General features: G+C 59.6%; 15 protein-coding genes. 5 read left to right on the top strand and 10 right to left on the bottom strand.

Translation table 11 applies throughout. The features are described from left to right. Nucleotides 1–12 precede the first annotated feature (12 nt). Together ACM62G_RS01075 and ACM62G_RS01070 are read left to right on the top strand one after the other, a co-directional pair. Nucleotides 13–1,365, top strand: coding sequence for a c-type cytochrome (locus ACM62G_RS01075; RefSeq protein ID WP_419736530.1), 1,353 nt, complete (start codon nt 13–15; stop codon nt 1,363–1,365). A gap of 11 nt (nt 1,366–1,376) precedes the next feature. Further along, complete coding sequence (locus ACM62G_RS01070; RefSeq protein ID WP_273820657.1) at nt 1,377–2,396, top strand: XdhC family protein; 1,020 nt, start codon at nt 1,377–1,379, stop codon at nt 2,394–2,396. Nucleotides 2,397–2,606: 210 nt separating this feature from the next. Here ACM62G_RS01070 and ACM62G_RS01065 read toward each other — a convergent pair whose 3' ends face one another. From ACM62G_RS01065 to ACM62G_RS01050, 4 genes are all read right to left on the bottom strand, one after another. Then, nucleotides 2,607–3,614 (bottom strand): transketolase family protein, encoded by a 1,008-nt coding sequence (locus ACM62G_RS01065; RefSeq protein ID WP_054060735.1) that lies wholly within the window; start codon nt 3,612–3,614, stop codon nt 2,607–2,609. After that, nucleotides 3,611–4,459 carry a transketolase gene (locus ACM62G_RS01060; protein WP_419736529.1) on the bottom strand — a complete coding sequence of 283 codons (849 nt, stop codon included), beginning with the start codon at nt 4,457–4,459 and terminating at the stop codon, nt 3,611–3,613. The genes ACM62G_RS01065 and ACM62G_RS01060 overlap by 4 nt, the downstream gene beginning before the upstream one ends. 18 nt (nt 4,460–4,477) lie before the next feature. After that, nucleotides 4,478–5,776, bottom strand: a complete 1,299-nt coding sequence (locus ACM62G_RS01055; RefSeq protein WP_419736528.1) for an MFS transporter — start codon at nt 5,774–5,776, stop codon at nt 4,478–4,480. Between the two features lie 86 nt (nt 5,777–5,862). Beyond that, nucleotides 5,863–6,612, bottom strand: coding sequence for an SDR family NAD(P)-dependent oxidoreductase (locus ACM62G_RS01050; RefSeq protein WP_273820660.1), 750 nt, complete (start codon nt 6,610–6,612; stop codon nt 5,863–5,865). A 181-nt stretch (nt 6,613–6,793) separates the two neighbouring features. Between ACM62G_RS01050 and ACM62G_RS01045 the strand changes: the two genes are divergently transcribed. Next, nucleotides 6,794–7,711, top strand: a complete 918-nt coding sequence (locus ACM62G_RS01045; RefSeq protein WP_273820661.1) for a LysR substrate-binding domain-containing protein — start codon at nt 6,794–6,796, stop codon at nt 7,709–7,711. Nucleotides 7,712–7,739: 28 nt separating this feature from the next. Here ACM62G_RS01045 and ACM62G_RS01040 read toward each other — a convergent pair whose 3' ends face one another. After that, nucleotides 7,740–8,675 carry a GlxA family transcriptional regulator gene (locus ACM62G_RS01040; protein ID WP_419736527.1) on the bottom strand — a complete coding sequence of 312 codons (936 nt, stop codon included), beginning with the start codon at nt 8,673–8,675 and terminating at the stop codon, nt 7,740–7,742. A gap of 140 nt (nt 8,676–8,815) precedes the next feature. Between ACM62G_RS01040 and ACM62G_RS01035 the strand changes: the two genes are divergently transcribed. Further along, nucleotides 8,816–9,829, top strand: coding sequence for a zinc-binding alcohol dehydrogenase family protein (locus tag ACM62G_RS01035; RefSeq protein WP_419736526.1), 1,014 nt, complete (start codon nt 8,816–8,818; stop codon nt 9,827–9,829). Between the two features lie 97 nt (nt 9,830–9,926). On the opposite strand, the gene ACM62G_RS01030 is transcribed toward ACM62G_RS01035, so the two are convergent. Next, the gene (locus ACM62G_RS01030; RefSeq protein ID WP_193394232.1) at nt 9,927–11,114 is read right to left on the bottom strand and encodes an MFS transporter; all 1,188 of its coding nucleotides are present in this window, start codon (nt 11,112–11,114) and stop codon (nt 9,927–9,929) included. Between the two features lie 778 nt (nt 11,115–11,892). On the opposite strand from ACM62G_RS01030, the gene ACM62G_RS01025 reads away from it, so the two are divergent. Then, the gene (locus ACM62G_RS01025; RefSeq protein WP_419736525.1) at nt 11,893–12,165 is read left to right on the top strand and encodes a DUF3077 domain-containing protein; all 273 of its coding nucleotides are present in this window, start codon (nt 11,893–11,895) and stop codon (nt 12,163–12,165) included. Nucleotides 12,166–12,503: 338 nt separating this feature from the next. Here ACM62G_RS01025 and ACM62G_RS01020 read toward each other — a convergent pair whose 3' ends face one another. The 4 genes from ACM62G_RS01020 to ACM62G_RS01005 all read right to left on the bottom strand — a co-directional run bounded on the left by ACM62G_RS01020 (nt 12,504) and on the right by ACM62G_RS01005 (nt 17,066). Next, complete coding sequence (locus ACM62G_RS01020; RefSeq protein WP_419736524.1) at nt 12,504–13,421, bottom strand: hypothetical protein; 918 nt, start codon at nt 13,419–13,421, stop codon at nt 12,504–12,506. A gap of 93 nt (nt 13,422–13,514) precedes the next feature. Further along, a complete protein-coding gene (locus ACM62G_RS01015) occupies nt 13,515–14,216 on the bottom strand; it encodes a DUF2290 domain-containing protein (protein WP_419736523.1) in 702 nt (233 codons plus the stop codon). After that, nucleotides 14,209–16,344, bottom strand: coding sequence for a DEAD/DEAH box helicase (locus ACM62G_RS01010; protein ID WP_419736522.1), 2,136 nt, complete (start codon nt 16,342–16,344; stop codon nt 14,209–14,211). Before ACM62G_RS01010 ends, ACM62G_RS01015 begins: the two co-directional genes overlap by 8 nt. Before the next feature lie 212 nt (nt 16,345–16,556). Beyond that, the gene (locus ACM62G_RS01005) at nt 16,557–17,066 is read right to left on the bottom strand and encodes a DUF4823 domain-containing protein (protein ID WP_419736521.1); all 510 of its coding nucleotides are present in this window, start codon (nt 17,064–17,066) and stop codon (nt 16,557–16,559) included. Between the last annotated feature and the right edge of the window lie 47 nt (nt 17,067–17,113).

The raw sequence follows: 17,113 nt of genomic DNA, 5'->3' as shown, positions 1-17,113 counted from the left end.
CGCGGAGCCTTCATGAACAACAGTCGATTCGCAAGAACCGCTGCCTGGCTGGCTGTGCCGTGCCTGGTCGCGGCAGGCCTGCTGGCCTGGTACGTCACCCGCGAGCCCGCCTCGCCCCTGGAACATCAGCCACTGGCCGTGGCCGACATCGACCCGGCGCTGGTCAGCCGCGGCGAGTATGTCGCCCGCCTCGGCGACTGCGTGGCCTGCCACAGCGTGCCGGGTGGTGCGCCGTTCGCCGGCGGCCTGGAAATGGCCACGCCGCTGGGGGCGATCCATGCCACCAACGTCACCCCGGACCGGGACACCGGCATCGGCAACTACAGCCTGGCGGACTTCGACCGCGCCGTACGCCACGGTGTCGCGCCCGGCGGCCGGCGCCTGTACCCGGCGATGCCCTATCCGTCCTACGCCAAGCTCAGCGATGACGATGTGCGTGCGCTGTACGCGTTCTTCATGAAGGGCGTGGCTCCGGTGCAGCAGGCCAATGCCGAGAGCTCGATTCCCTGGCCTTTGAACCTGCGTTGGCCGATTGCGCTGTGGAACGCGGTGTTTACCGACTCAGCCCCCTACAGCGACAAACCGGCCCAGGACCCGCTGTGGAACCGCGGTGCCTACATTGTCCAGGGTGCCGGCCACTGCGGCAGTTGCCACACGCCACGGGGCCTGGCCTTCAACGAGAAGGCCCTGGACGAGTCCGGCGCGCCGTTCCTCGCCGGCGCCTTGCTCGATGGCTGGTACGCGCCGAGCCTGCGTGCCGATCACAACACCGGCCTGGGCCGCTGGAGCGAACCGGAGATCGTGCAGTTCCTCAAGACCGGTCGCAACCGGCACGCGGTGGTGTTCGGCTCGATGACCGAGGCGTTCAACAACTCCACGCAGTTCATGAGCGATGACGACCTGGCGGCGATCGCCCGTTACCTCCACTCGCTGCCCGGCGACCGCCAGCGCGATGGCGAGCCCTGGCAGTACCAGGCGACCTCGGCGGCGGCGTCCCCACAGAAACCGGGGGCCCAGACCTACGTGACCCGCTGCGCGTCCTGCCACGGCCTGGACGGCAAGGGGCAGCCCGAGTCGATGCCGCCGCTGGCCGGCGCGACATCCGTGTTGGCCGGGGAGAGCGCCTCGGCGATCAACATCACCCTCAACGGTTCGCAACGGGTGGTCGCCGCCGGTGTGCCGGACGCCTACCGCATGCCGGCGTTCCGCGAGCAACTGTCGGACCAGCAGATCGCCGAGGTGCTGAGCTTCGTGCGCAGCACCTGGGGCAACCAGGCCGGGGCGGTGGATGCGCAGGCGGTGGGCAAGCTGCGCGGGCACACCGATCCGGCCAGCAGCAGCCCGATCATTCTGCACATGCGCTGAAGGAGGCCCGGATGGAAAGCATCGACCTGCTGGTCCTGCGCACGGCGCGGGACTGGCTTGCCGCCGGCGAGCGCGTGTTGCTCGCCACCGTGGCGCGCACCTGGGGTTCGTCGCCACGGCCGGTGGGCTCGATGATGGCGCTGCGCAACGATGGGCGGGTGGTGGGCAGCGTGTCCGGTGGCTGTATCGAGGACGACCTGATCCACCGCTACACCACGGCCCATGGCGGCAGCGGTATGGGCGAGGGGCCGGTCGAGGTGGTGCGCTACGGCGTCACGGCCGATGAGGCCCATCGCTTCGGCCTGCCCTGTGGCGGTACGCTGGAACTGGTCCTGGAATTGCGGCCGAGCCGGCAGGCGCTGGACGAACTGCTGGTGCAGCTCGACGCCGGTCGCCTGGTGCGCCGCTGCCTGACAGTAGCTTCCAACGCGGTGACCCTTGCCGCCACCGCGACGCCGGAGCAGTTCAGCTTCGATGGCCAGCGGATGCTCAATACCCTTGGCCCCGGTTATCGGCTGCTGATGATCGGGGCCGGTGCGCTGGCCGAGTACCTGGCGACCATGGCGCTGTTCAACGGCTTCAAGGTCGCGGTCTGCGACCCGCGTCCGGAATACATCGAGACCTGGGCCGTGCCGGGTGTGGAACACCTCGTCGGCATGCCGGACGATGTCGTGCGGGATTTCTCCGTGGACCTGCGCACCGGCATCGTCGCCCTCAGTCACGACCCCAAGCTCGATGACCTGGCCTTGCTCGAAGCCTTGCACAGCCCGGCGTTCTACATCGGCGCCATCGGTTCGCGGCGCAACAGCCAGTTGCGCCGGGAGCGCCTGATCGAGCATTTCGGCGAGACCGAGGCCAGCCTCCAACGCCTGCATGGGCCCATCGGCCTGTACATCGGCAGCAAGACGCCGGCGGAGATCGCGGTGAGCGTGATGGCGGAGATTCTGGCCGCCAAGAATGGCATCGAGCTGCCCGATACCGTCACCGTCGCCCGGGCCAAGCAGGTGCACGAGCGCCTGTCCTCGGCGTAGCGCCGCAGCGCGCATCAGCGCAGGCGCAACCGCTCCAGCACCACAACTGACCCAGGTATTGGCCGAGCGCGTCGGCGTCGAGGCCGGTGCGAGAGCAAGGGACGCGCTGGCGCAGGTGAGTCGGCGCTGAACAGGCCGTGACGCTGGCGGGGAGGATGGTTTTGCCACCCAAGGCCGCCGGTTCAGGCAGCCTTGGGCAAGCCTTTACGACTACAGCCAGGCCTTGATCTGGGCACTCACCGCGTCAGTGGAAATACCATAGCGATCATGCAGCGTCGGCAAGGCCCCGGCATCGAGGAAGGCATCCGGCAGGGCGATCTGCCGGAAGGTCGGGGTGACGCCATTGCGCAGTAGCAGGCCGGCCACGGCTTCACCCAGCCCACCGATGATCGAATGGTTCTCCGCCGTCACCACCAGCCGCCCCGGCTTGCGCGCTTCGGCGAGAATGGTCTGCTCGTCGAGAGGCTTGATGGTTGGCACGTGCAGTACGGCCACGTCGACACCGTCGGCCTGCAGCTTTTGCGCCGCTTCCAGCGAACGCATGGTCATCAGCCCGGTGGAAATGATCAGCACATCGTTGCCGGTGCGCAGGGTCTTGGCCTTGCCGATCTCGAACCGGTAGCCGTACTCGTCCAGTACCAGCGGCACGTTGCCGCGCAACAGACGCATGTACACCGGGCCCTGGTGGGCGGCGATGGCTGGTACCGCCTGTTCGATTTCCAGGGCGTCGCAGGGGTCGATGATCATCAGGTTCGGCATGGCCCGGAAAATCGCCAGATCGTCCGTAGCCTGGTGGCTTGGCCCGTAGCCGGTGGTCAGCCCCGGCAGGCCACAGACGATCTTGACGTTGAGGTTCTCCTCGGCAATCGCCATGCAGATGAAGTCATAGGCCCGCCGCGAGGCGAACACCGCATAGGTGGTCGCGAACGGTATGCAGCCTTCGCGGGCCATGCCGGCGGCGGCACTCATCAGCAACTGTTCGGCCATGCCCATCTGGTAGAAACGCTCCGGGTGGGCCTTGGCGAAAATGTGCAGGTCGGTGTACTTGGACAGGTCCGCCGACAGGCCGACGATCTCCGGGCGCTGCTCGGCCAGGGCCGCCAGCGCGTGACCGAACGGCGCCGAGCGGGTGGCCTGGCCTTCGGCGGCGATGGACGCGATCATCGCCGAGGTGGTCAGGCGCTTCTTGCCGGTTTGAGGGGTGTTTGCGGTGCTCATGCGGTTCTCCCGACCTGAAGGTTGTGCAGTGCCAGATCCCATTCGTTTTCGTCGACGCGGATGAAGTGGGTTTTCTCCCGGGATTCGAGGAAGTCCACGCCCTTGCCCATGCGCGTATCGCAGATGATCACCCGCGGCTGTGGCCCGGTGTGCTGGCGGGCGGCATCGAAGGCGGCGACCAGCGCCGGGATATCGTTGCCGTCGACCCGCTGGGTGAACCAGCCGAAGGCCTGCCAGCGATCGACGATGGGTTCGAAGGCCAGCACTTCGCTGGAGTGCCCATCGGCCTGCTGGTTGTTGACGTCGATGATCGCGATCAGATTGTCCAGCTTCCAGTGCGAGGCCGACATGGCCGCTTCCCAGGTCGAACCTTCGTTCAGTTCGCCGTCGGACAGCAGGTTGTAGACGAACGCGTCGGACCCTTTGCGCTTGAGGCCCAGGCAGGCACCGACCGCGATGCCCAGGCCGTGACCGAGGGAACCGCCGGTGATTTCCATACCCGGCGTGTAGGCCGCCATGCCCGACATCGGCAGGCGGCTGTCGTCCGAACCGTAGGTTTCCAGCTCGTCCAGGGGAATCACCTCGGCCTCGATCAGCGCCGCGTAGAGGGCGATGGCGTAATGGCCGATCGACAGGTAGAAACGGTCGCGCTGCTCCCACTCGGGGTCCTGGGGCTGATAGCGCAGGGCATGAAAGTAGGACACGGCCAGCAGGTCGGCAGCGCCCAGGGCCTGGCCGACATAGCCCTGGCCCTGGACCTGGCCCATGCGCAGGGCATGGCGACGGATGTTGTAGGCGCGTTCGGCAAGCGAGGGCGCCGTGGTAGAGGATGAATGCACACTCATGGTGATGACTCCGGGAACTTAACGGTTGACCTGGGCGGCCGGGATGCGCAGGACCAGCGTGGCGCCGAACAGCAGCACACCGGTGATCAGGTACATGCCAAGGGCGCTGGACCCGGTCGAGGTGGTAATCCAGCCGATCAGATAGGGTGAGCAGAAGCCCGCGAGGTTGGCGAAGCTGTTGATGCCGGCAATACCGGCGGCGGCCGAGACTCCGCCCAGCAGCGTGGTGGGCAGCATCCAGAACAGCGAGGACGCCGACAGCACGCCCGCGGCGGCCAGGCACAGGCTGAGCATCGAGAGCGGCAGGTTGCCGCCCAGCAGGGCCGCGAGGGTCAGCCCGAGGGCGCCGGCAATCATCGGCAGCACCAGGTGCCAGCGACGTTCCTGGTGACGGTCGCCGCTACGCCCCATCAGCAGCATCGCGACAATGGCGCAGAGGTACGGCAGGCTGGTCAGCAGGCCGATGTGCAGGGGATCGGAAACCCCGGCGTTGCGCACCAGCGTCGGCAGCCAGAAGGTAATCGCGTACTGGCCCATGACCACGCAGAAGTAGATGCCCGCGAGCAGCCACAGGCGGCGGTCGCGAATGAACTCCCGGGCCGAGGCGTGGGTGACCTTACGGCTGTTGTCCTCGGCCAGTTCGCGGTTGACCAGGGCCTTTTCCTCGTCGGTGAGCCAGGTCGCCTGGTGCACGCCGTCCTTGAGGTAGCTCAGCACCAGCAGGCCGACGATCACGGTCGGCAGCGCCTCGATGACGAACATCCATTGCCATCCGGCCCAGCCGTGCACGCCGGCGAAGTGGTTCATGATCCAGCCCGACAGCGGGCCACCGATCATGCCCGACAGGGGGATGGCGACGAACCACAGCACGGTCATCCTGGCCCGGCGGTAGGAGGGGAACCAATAGGTCAGGTACAGCAGCAGACCGGGGGCCAGGCCGGCTTCGGCGACACCGAGGAGAAAGCGCAGGGCGTAGAACTGCCAGGCGGTTTCGACGAAGGCGAACAGGGCGGAAATGAGGCCCCAGGAGATCATGATCCGGGCGATCCAGCGGCGGGCGCCGACACGGTGCAGGATCAGGTTGCTGGGCACTTCGCAGAGAAAATAACCGAGGAAGAAGATGCCGGCACCGAGGCCGTAGACCGTTTCGCTCAGGGCCAGGTCGTTCATCATCTGCAGCTTGGCGAACCCGACGTTGACGCGGTCGAGGTAGGCGCACAGGTAGCACAGCATGAGAAACGGCATGAGCCGCCAGGCGGTCTTGCGATAGGCAGTGGAGCGGACGGACACGGCCGCCTCCAGGGAGAGGGTACTCATGAGGGTCTGATCTCTTGTTGTTATGGGCCGCGAGGGGCTGCCCTGGATTCAGAACAACGCCAGCCGTCGGGCCGGCGTGAGGCTCATCAGTGAATCAACATGCCGCCGTTCACATCCAGCGTAATACCGGTCAGGTAGGACGACAGGTCGCTGACCAGGAAGAGGGCGGCATTGGCCACGTCCCCGGCTTCGCCGAGGCGGCCCAGCGGAATGCCTTCGATGATCGCGTGGCGGCGCTCGTCCTGCATCAGGCCGCCGGTGATGTCGGTGTGAATCAGCCCCGGGGCGATCGAATTGACGCGCACGTTGTGTGGCCCCAGTTCGCGGGCCATGGCCTTGGCCAGGCCGAGCACGCCGGCTTTCGCGGCACTGTAGTGCGGGCCGCCGAAGATGCCGCCGCCGCGTTGCGCCGACACCGACGACATGCAGACGATGCTGCCGAACCCCTGTTCGCGCATCAGCGGAATGACCGCCTGGGACATCAGCAGGGTGCCGCGCAGGCTGACGTCGAGCACCTTGTCGTAGTCGCTGTGGCGGATGTCCATGATTTTCAGCGGCTGGGTGATGCCGGCGTTGTTGACCAGGCCATCGATGCGGCCGTAGTGCTCGATGACCCGGCCTACGGCCTTGTTCACCTGGGCTTCGTCGGCCACGTTGGCGGCCAGGCCGAGATGGCCTTCGCCCAGTTGCGCGGCGGCATCGCGGGCGGCGGCTTCGTCCAGATCGAGGATGACGACACGGGCGCCGTGGGCGGCGAAGGTTTTGGCAGTGGCCCGGCCGATACCGCGGGCAGAGGCGGCACCGGTGATGAGGATGACTTTGTCTTGCAGCAGCATGAGGAGAACCCCTGATTGTTTTTATGGAGTCGATCCGCGAGATCGATGGGCGCAGCTTGGTCCTCGGCCGAAGCGTGAGCAATAACGCAAAAATCATTGAGTGCTGAAGAAAATTCAGCACTCGTCAGCCGATCGGCTTGGTGGTTGAATGGAAAGCCACAAAACATGCGGACCCCTTGCCATGCGCTCTCTCGACGATACGGCGCCGCCCCTTCCACCGCTGAGGGCTATTCAGGCCTTCGAGCAGGCTGCGCGCTTCGGCAACGTCGCCCGCGCGGCCGAGGTGCTGGACCTCACGCCCTCTGCGGTCAGCCATCAACTGGCCAAACTGGAAGCCATGATCGGCCGCCAACTGTTCGTGCGCGGGGCACGTGGCGTGACCCTGACGCCGGTGGGCGAACAGTACCTGAAGGAGGTGTCCGGCCTGCTGCACAGCCTGGCCGTGGCGACCGAACGGGCCAGCAGCGATGTCAGCCTGGACTGCCTGCGCCTGCATTCCTCGCCGAGCTTCGGCCTGCTCTGGTTGATGCCGCGTCTGGAGGCGTTCCGGGATGAGCATCCGGATATCCAGATCAACCTGTCGTGCTCCTACGAGTCCCTGCATTTCAGTCGCGACAAGATCGACGTGGACATCCGCCATGGCGAGCCCAACTGGCCCAGCTACGAAGTGCGCACGGTGCGCAACGAAACCTTCGAGGTGCTGGCGGCGCCGAAACTGCTGGCGCGACACCCGGTGAGCAGTGCAATGGACCTGCTGGACCGCGAGCTGATTCTCTCCGAGGCCACCTTGCTCAGATGGCCGGCCTGGTTTGCCCAGCACGGCCTGGCCCGTCCGGAGAAACCCTACGCGTTGAGTTTCGACCGTTCCTACATGACCCTGGAAGCGGCCAGCCATGGTCTGGGTTTTGCGTTGGAGAGCGCTTTGCTGGCGCGCAAGTACCTCGACTCCGGCGAACTGGTGAAGGTGTCACCCGAATCGCTGAGCGCCCCGGTGGCGGCTCATCATCTGGTGTTCCCCAAAGCCCATTCGAACTTCTCCCGGGTGCGGCGTTTCCTGCAGTGGATGGAGAAGGAGCTGGGACACGGCTTCGATTTCTGACGCGGGGCCGCGGTCGCCGCAACCCTGTTCAGGCCTTCTCGCGCCGCAGCGACAGGGGTGAAACGCCCAGCGTGCGCACGAACACCTCGCGCAGGTGTCGGCGGTCACGGAAACCATTCTCCCGGGCAATGACCTCCAGTGAATGCCGGCCCCGCTCGATCATGTGGCGGGCCGACTCCACCCGCAGTTGTTCCACCGCCTTGGCCGGGGACAGCCCGGTTTCGGCGAGGAACACCCGGCTGAACTGGCGCGGGCTCAGGTGCACGGTAGCGGCCAGGGTTTCGAGGGTCAGGTCGCCGGCCAGGTTGGCGCGGGCGTGCTCCAGGGCCGCCTGCACGCGGTCGGACTTGGGCGCCAGCGCCAGCATGCGCGAATGCTGCGACTGGCCGCCGCTGCGCCGGTGATACATCACCAGCACCCGCGCCACCTGGGTGGCCAACTCCGGGCCCAGGTCGTTTTCGACGATGCCCAGCGCCAGGTCCATGGCCGCGGTGAGGCCGGCCGAGGTCCAGACACCCTTGTCCTCGATGAAGATCCGGTCGACTTCCACCCGTGCCGCCGGGTAGCGCTGGCGCAGCGCATCGGCATACGCCCAGTGGGTGGTGACCCGCCGACCATCGAGCAGCCCGGCTTCGGCCAGCACGAACGAACCCGTGCAGAGCCCCACGGTGCGTCGGCAGTGTTCGGCGGACTCGCGCACGAATTGCAGCTGGGCCTCGCTGACCTCATGCGCCAGCGGGTCGACCACCCCGGAGACCATCCACGTATCGGCGGCCTGGCCGTCAGCGCGTTCGGTGTCGACGACGGCGCCGATCGAGGAGCGGACCTGGCCGCCCTCCATCGAATAATTGGTCAGTTGGTAGATGGGCTCCTGGGCCACCACGTTGGCGAACTCGAACACCGTCTGGGTGCCCAGCGCCATCACCTGAAAACCCTCGCTCAGCAGGTAGCCTATTCGATGCATGTCCGTAATCGCCTGATGTCTAGAATCATGACCCTATATGTCATTTGTTTTCGGGTCAACGGACGGCACGATGATGGCCAGGAATCAGCCAACAGCCGCCTGCGGCTCATGAGCCGCGAGCCCAACGCAGGAGTACGTCAATGAAAGCCTTTGTCTACGATCAGGCCGGGTTGCCCCTGGCCGACCCCCGCGCGCTGTACGAAATCGAACTGGAAAAGCCCGTGCCCGGGCCGCGGGACCTGCTGGTGAAAATCCAGGCGATTGCCGTCAACCCGGTGGACAGCAAGTTGCGTCTGGGCGTGCAGCCCGCTGCGCCGCGCATCCTCGGCTGGGACGCCGTCGGCGTGGTGGAGGGCGTGGGTGTCGAGGTCAGCGGTTTCGTGGTCGGTGACCCGGTCTGGTATGCGGGCGACATCACCCGGCCGGGCTGCTATGCCGACTACGGGCTGGTCGACGAGCGCATCGCTGCCCGGCGTCCGTTATCCATCAGCGCGACCGAGGCCGCGGCACTGCCGTTGACCGCGATCACCGCCTGGGAACTGCTCTTCGATCGCCTGCGGGTGGCGGAAGGGGGCGGGCTGGGCCAGTCGCTGCTGGTGATCGGCGCAGGCGGTGGCGTCGGCTCGATTCTCGTGCAGTTGGCACGCCGGCTGACCCGGCTCACCGTCATCGGCACGGCCTCGCGCCCGCAGACCCGCGACTGGGTGAGCGAGCTGGGGGCCCATCATGTGATCGATCATGGTCAGCCCTTGCAGGCCCAACTGAAGGCATTGGGCGTGGCCCAGGTCGACTACGTGATCAGCCTGACCCATACCGAGCACTACTACCCGCAGTTGATCGAAGTGCTGAAGCCCCAGGGCAAGCTGGCGCTGATCGATGACCCGGCGTCGCTGGATGCCATGCCGCTCAAGCGCAAGTCGATCTCGCTGCACTGGGAGTTCATGTTCACCCGCTCGATGTACCGCACCGAGGACCAGGCCCTGCAACAGGCGCTGCTGACACGGGTGGCCCTGCTGGTGGATGACGGCATCCTGCGCACCACGGTGGGCGAGCACTTCGGCCCGCTGAACGCCGACAACCTGCGTCGGGCTCACGCCCTCATCGAGAGTGGCCGGGCCCAGGGCAAGCTCGTACTGGAAGTGAACCCGGACTGAGCGGCGCGCCTGGAGGCGCCGCGAGACCCCGACGGGCCGCACTGTGGCGGCTCGTCGGTGGTTGTCGGCAGCGCCCGGAGGAGGGCGCCGTCCGGGCTCAGTGCCCGCCCTTCATCCGCCGGGCCACCCCGTAGAGGCCCAGGCCGATCAGCGCCGTGGCGGCGCCGATATAGCCGGTGCTGGTCCAGCCCAGGCCGGCGGTGATCGCCATCCCGCCCAGCCATGGGCCCAGGGCGTTGGCCAGGTTGAACGCGGCATGGTTCGAGGCGGCGGCCAGGCTCGGCGCTTCGTGGGCGATGTCCATCAGGCGGATCTGCAGCGGCGCGGCCAGGGCGACCATGGTGCCGACCAGGCCGATGCCCAGCAGAAGCGACCACAGCGAGCTGGCGGCGAAGGGGAAAAACAGCAGCACCCCGATCGACCACAGCAGTACCAGCCCGACGGCGCGGAACTGCAGGCGGTCGAACAGCTTGCCGCCGGCGATGTTGCCGATGATGCCGCCCACCCCGAAGGCCGCCAGGCCGAACGGAATCCACTGCGGCGAGACTTGGGTCACCTCCAGCATGGTCGGCGCCAGGTAACTGAACACGCAGAACATCCCGGCAAAGCCGATGGACGCGATGCCCAGGGCCATCCACACCTGTGGCAGGCGAAAGGCCTGGAGTTCCTTGCGCGGATCGCTACGGGGCTCGTCGTGCGGCTGGGGCACGAAGCGCCAGACCAGCGCGATGGTGCACAGCGCAATCGCCCCCACCAGCACGAACGCCGAGCGCCAGCCGAAGAACTGTCCGAGGAAGGTGGCAATCGGGTTGCCCAGCAGCATCGCCAGGGTGAGGCCCATCATCACCCGGGCCACGGCTCCGGCGCGCTGATTGCTCGCCACCATGCTCGACGCGATGACCGCGGCGATACCGAAGTAGGCGCCATGGGGCAGGCCACTGATGAACCGGAAGGCCACCAGGCTGCTGAACGACGGCGCGAACGCGGTCGCCAGGTTGCCCAGCGCATACAGCGCCATCAGCAGGAGCAGCATGTGCTTGCGCAGCAGCTTGGCGCCGAGGATCGCCAGGGTCGGTGCGCCGACCATCACGCCCAGGGCATAGGCGCTGATCGCATGGCCGACCTGGGGTTCGGTCAATTGCAGGTTGTGGGCGATGTCCGGCATCAGCCCCATGATGGCGAATTCGCCGGTACCAATGGCAAAGCTTCCCAGCGCCATGGCCGCCTCCATCTTGGCGACGGTGCTTTTCGAGTAGGTGGCGGGTGGCGCCTCATGAACAGACATCGGGATCCTTGTTGAAATACGCTGAAACGTTAAAGGTCCGATCTTAGACAATGGGGGGTGGGGGCGTCGAGGATTGATGTGGGTCAATGGAAGGTGGTTTGCGGAAGGCATTCGGGGCAGGGGGCAATTCGGCTTGTTGCAGACCCCACGCCCTCCGATCGTTCCCACGCTCCGCGTGGGAATGCCTCTCAGGACGCTCGGCGTCTGCTTTTGTGACGCAGATCGGCAATGGCCGCGTACCCCGCACTGGCAGGAACGGCCATGTGGAGATCTTGCGACCATTTAGTTGTCGGTGGGCATTGAGCCTTCATGAACGGCTAGGTAGAGCAGACTGGTTAAGAAAAAATTGAGGAAACCAGTGATTCTGAAGATTTTCTTGGTGTGCTTAAGAAAAACTGGGCGATTTCCTCAGAAATCAGGATTTATCGAGCGAACTACCAAGAACCGTGCAGAAACGGTAGCTCTCTCCCTGACGATACTTACTTGCAGGTTTCCCTGGTTTATCAATTGCGTCCCTACGATGGTTGAAATCTCTCGACTCAAATACGTCGGGCCAGTTGCATTGCAGCGACTGATGGTGCGCGTTACCTTTTCCCCGTCGCTGCCAATTCAGCGACCGGGCTTGGAAACTCGAATGGGTACAGGAGAAGTCAGACCTCATTTGATAGGGACGTTTATCCATGCACGCTTTCAGTACACGCAACAATCCCGCTTTTCTCTCGATCGCCAATACCTCTCAGCCCTACAGCTTTCTCATGACTGGCATGGGAGGTGTGCAATGAGCGAACACTTGAAAACCCTCGGTGTCACCACTTTTTCCCAGTGCGGCTCACAGGGCCGTGAGTTATTTCGGGTGAACCCGGATGTGCCCATGCTGGAAGCCATGGAGCATGCCTCTGTCTTGCTCCATTGCGCCAAAGCGCTCGCTCTTGATGCCGCTCTGGAAAACGATGGTGAACGCTATGCCTGGGCTGCGCATTACTTGAGTGAGATGGGGAAGGCGATCATCGATGATCTCACGCAGGGGATGCTTGCTAAGGTGGTAGTGTAGGGTTAAGGAGACGGACTTATTTTCTCACAAGCCAGACGTAAAAATAAATCTGTTCTGTCTCCGCTTCGATGTGAGAGGCCGAAAAAATCTGTACAACGAAGGTTTTTTTTGGGGTGCAACTCTCATTTCCAGCAGCGCGGAACGTTCTAGCTAATCGCGGCCTGCAATTACCAAGGCTTAACATATTTTTTGTAGCAGAAAAATCGTGGTCTAATCCGCAAATTTAAATTTTTACTCAGATAGTGATCAGGTCAAGGCAGTGGTAAGGCCGAGAGGAATAAAAAGCCCGCCGCTGGGGCAGGCTCTTATGTCATAGGGAGAAGTGAGATGGTTTTCTTTTATTTTTTTGGTAGAGATAGTCCTTGGTACATGTGAGCTATCGTCAGCGCTTCCTCTCTACCGCCGGGGAGCATGTTCGCTTTCGTCAGAATGTATTTTGGGAATCTGGTTGGAAGATATTCTGACTTGAACCATTCTCTAAATATTGGTAGCGCTGCGTCGGGGTAGGCATTCGGTTTTTGAGGGTTGCTTGCTGCCTGTGGGTAATAGCTTGGATAGTTGTGCTCATATAGAGTTCGATTTCCATACTTTGCGTCAAGATTATTCTCTGTCCAGTAGGTGCTCCAGAGCTTTCCGACACTGATGTCAGGGATGGTTTTGTGATTTACGGATACGTCTGCGTTAATTAAGTCAACGATAAGGCCTGTGATTTCGTTGAAGATGCCGAAGTATCCGTTGGGGCAGGAATTTTTTAGAAGTGAAACCCTGTCATTATAAAATTTCCACTTGTCACCTGGGGTGTATTCAAGGGCTTCATAGATGAATTTTCTCAGTCCGTAGGCTGCGAATTTTCTATAATTTTCGAGGGCGGTGTCGTTGTTGCTCTTCGATTCGAAGGCGTAGTACTCTAATAGCGCCATGCAGACAATGTCTGGGTAGCAGTAATAAGTTCTTCCGTCTTTGTTTGTTTCAATGAAGAGCTTCGGGTCGTTGTAACCGTTTTTTCGAAGATATTCTATTATGAACGAGATCCTGTCTTTTCCGAGAATGATGTCGTTGTAGTGCTCTTCCCATTCTTGAGTGATGGTCTGCAGAACATTACGGGCAACTCCTGTGATTAGTGATAAGCCTCGTTGTGTTAGATATGGGATTCCATTTTCCAGAATTCCCATTTCTACGCCGTTGATGTCCTTTTGCACCTCAACCCCCAAATCTAGCGGAATCTGCTTTGCTGGGGTCGCTTTCTGTAAACTCATAATCGTCCTTAATATCTTGGATTGTAAGTATATAAATCCGATCTGCTGAAGCACCTTGATCTGTGTCTGAGTAGAAGAAAGTCAAGGTTTTGCTTATAAAAAGTGGAACGCCTGTTCTTCTATTTTTTCAAATAAGTCATCTGGTACGACATGGCAGTTTTGGCGTTCCCGGATTAATGCACGCTCAAAAGAATTCCCAATTTCGGGGTTGTCGTCGTCACCGAATGCTCTCCACTGCTCACCATAATATTGTTTAAAAACTAACATCGAGAAGGCGAGTGGAGTCAGTGTTCTCTTCAGTGGCCAGCGATTTTCTGAGTGAAAACCGATATGAAAGTGGGAGCAGGGGTGGAAGAATCGTTTGCGTTGATCAGGTGCGTTCTCGTATCTCCACATGGGCTTACCATTCAAGCTTTTCTTGCTGTCAAGTAGGCTTAAATACTGTTCGTGTGAAATAAATTCGTTTTCAAGAAGCTCGGTGAGCTTTTTGAAAGATTCGGTCTCTGACTCTTTCCCTGAGATGAAGGGGTTAGGATAGTAGGCGTAGCGTACATATTCATCTCGCTCCATACTGAATTGAAAGTATGAGTAATCAGATAGGATTATGTTGTGATGGGACAAATTCATAGCGCTGAGATAGACCTCGATATACGTGCTGTCTGGCGAAAGAATTTTGTTCCGAAATTCAATGCTCAATGGAAGGAGGTTCGGATTGCTGAAAGCGGCAGCCAATCCAAGTTTGTCAGCTAAGTCCCAGCTTTTATTGATGCCTGACTGAACGTCGTGCCTATTCATCGTCACCGTCCCATTCTGCATCTTCTTCTGAAAGACCTTCGCGAGCGAGACGTTCAAGATACTCGGCTTTCAGCTTTTTAGCTTTAATTGATCGTTGGCTTAGATCTCTCTGGATCATGTCCATTTTTGATAGATCCGGCATGATGAAACGTAAGGCAGGGAAGTTCTTCTCAGCCTCAGACATTTCCTTAACAATTTTAGCGGTCGATCCTTGCATTCCTGAAACGCGAAGCCATGCTTTAGTTCGCGTGAAGGCTGTGAATAGCTTGTTGCGGTCTCCTCGCGTTCTGAGTGAGATCGCATCGACACCAACGACGAATACCACTGCAGCTTCATTTCCTTTGGCGCGATAAATTGTGGAAAGAGTTACCTTGTTGGCAATTGTAAAGGGAGGGTCCGAATATGGATCTGCATGTATGTTGTTTGAGGCGATACCTATGTCTGCTAGCTTTGAAGACAAGGTTTTGAAATAGCCCTTCATGTGGCGATCATCTAGAGCGACAATTATTATGTCCTCAGGGTTTAGGCCTTGCTCCAAGAAGTCAGAAACCGAAGCTATGACCCAGTCTGTCTCGTCGTTTAAGGATTGAGCGTTGTAATGCTCAATCAATTCGGGGAGCTTTTCCCCACTGAGGCTAACAGGGCTATTCTCGACGGGGCGTACTACCTCTATTTTAGCATTAGTCGAATAGTCAGTTGAGGTTACCTCATAGCCAACGTCTTTCCAGTGATCAGAGCTTTCGAGTAATTGAACTATATTTGAGTAGATACCAAAACCAAGTGCGTGCGCAGTTATGAGAACTTCTCTTTGGTTGCGATAGCATTTGCTAAGGACAGTGTCGTTAGTGAACTTGAAAGGGAGCCCTTTTGCTGCTCGTTCAAGTGATATGCGCGGTTCGCCATCTTGATCTATGCCAAAAAGCTCAGCTGCGCTGCGCATTCTGATTTTCATAATATTCTGCAGGTCATCATATGCCCACACAATATTTTTTTTGTCACGTTGGCCTTTCGCAAGGCGAAAGCTTAGTTCGTAAAACGCAGCAGGGAAATCCTGGCCTTCATCGATAAGGATGTGATCATAATACTCTTCAATTTCACTTTTTAGCATCAGGTCTTGGCATGCAAACTCGAACGGATCGATTCCGTTAGGTGCTGAGGAACGAGCTGTACCAAAAGTTAGAGGTGATCTTCCAGCACGCAGGCAGGCGTCGGAATAAGCCCCGCTGGTGTTGGATCCACCCCAGCCGTGTAAAATTTGAATGTTGTTCCAGTTAGGATCAACCTCTTTATAGTGCCTGTAGAACTTTGTGACTAGGTTTTTAATAGATGACTTCAGACTTTTAGTATAAAAAGTTAATAAGATTTTATCATTTGGCCGATTCATATGGAGGTGTGCTGCCTTCATAGCCAAAATGATAGTCTTTCCTGAGCCTGCCAAACCTCGAATTCGTTGGGGGCCGTTAATCGTAATTAAAGCAGCGGAGCGCTGCTTTTGATCAAAGTTTGCGATTTCAGATTCTAGCTCGGCCAATGCGCTAGCTGCGCGCTGTTGTTCAGGGTTTTCAACGAGACGCTTGTTTGATCTGGTTAGTGCCTTTGCACCCTCAATTACGGATCGAGCTTCATCATATGCTTCAGGATCTATAAGCTCATCTTCCAGATCCTGAATCAAATCTCTCAGTGAGTCCATTGAGGAGACAATTTCTGAGTCGCTTTGGTCGAAAATTCTTCCTGCTAAATTACTATCGCAAAATATTACAGGGGTGACGCTCAGGGAAAGCTGTGAGCGAGATTTTCTTAATGTTTTGCTTTTTAGTAGTCGGCCTATGAGAATACTACAAAATTGATTAAGAGACTCGTCAACTGCTAAGAGGCTATTGGTACTGTCTCTATCTGCCTGCACCGCAGTGATTACCCGGATGGCAAGAATTCCACAGCTGCGACTGAGTACCAGAATATCTGGTTTATGATCTACGCCATCATAGTCTGAGTAAACGGGGAAATCATAGTAGAGTGCTGAGGGAGAAGAGCTGATAGCGCTGTCTGAGCTTTTAAGTGACTCGATAAGATCTCTTCCGAGCGGGTCTTCTTGTAGTCTTTCTGTTGTGACTAAAATATCTACTGCCATGCCGGGCGCGTCCTTGATAGTTTTTTATGAGTCGGATTTTTTGAAATTTTTTCCCTTGTGCTCAATGGGTGACTACTCCAAGGTATCATTCTGGTGATAGCCAAAACATAATAACTTTTCGTGAATCGTGAGTGACTAATGGGTCCCTAGATAGCACCATGGCACGTACTGGAGGCGAAGCAGTAAACTTCTGCAAGTCCCCCTGTTGTATATCAATATTGCTCCCTCAAATATACATCTATGGGCTTCTGCAATAGGTCCTGCGGATGGTCGCCACCAAAGGTAGCCCACTTGCTTTTGCCTGACACAATGGTCGATGCCAATGGCTCCTCACCCTCTTGGCCGTAGATGGCCAACTTGACCTCAATTCGGTCTGGAATTCCGGACCATTCAGTAGCACGGTCCTCCCAATGCAGAATCTCCGGGACGACATAGTAACCAGCACCGCCTTGTTTTCGGATGCAGACCAAGTCAGCGCACGAGTCGTAAACTGTTACTTTGTTGGAGTACTGGGCGAACGCGGCACGGACAGCACTTGCTGTCATGATTCCTGACGCTTTATAGGTAGTGGTTTCGTAGCGACCATCAACAGGGGTAGCAATGCTGACAGCTTGGTTGCTGGCAAGCTTCCCAGGGTTTGTAGTCACATCCTTTTGAACGTAAGTCGCAGTACAGCCTGAAGCCAGCATGGTCATAAGAACGACGGATAACCTGTACTGCATAGCGCCTCCATGGACTTTGTTTTGTAAAGCTGCCCGGTAGGTGACCC

This window comes from Pseudomonas sp. COR18, from assembly GCF_048568395.1.
GTDB lineage: Bacteria > Pseudomonadota > Gammaproteobacteria > Pseudomonadales > Pseudomonadaceae > Aquipseudomonas > Aquipseudomonas fuscovaginae_B.
The sequence above is the reverse complement of the archived record's forward strand: the minus strand, read 5'-3'. Positions and strand labels throughout refer to the sequence as shown.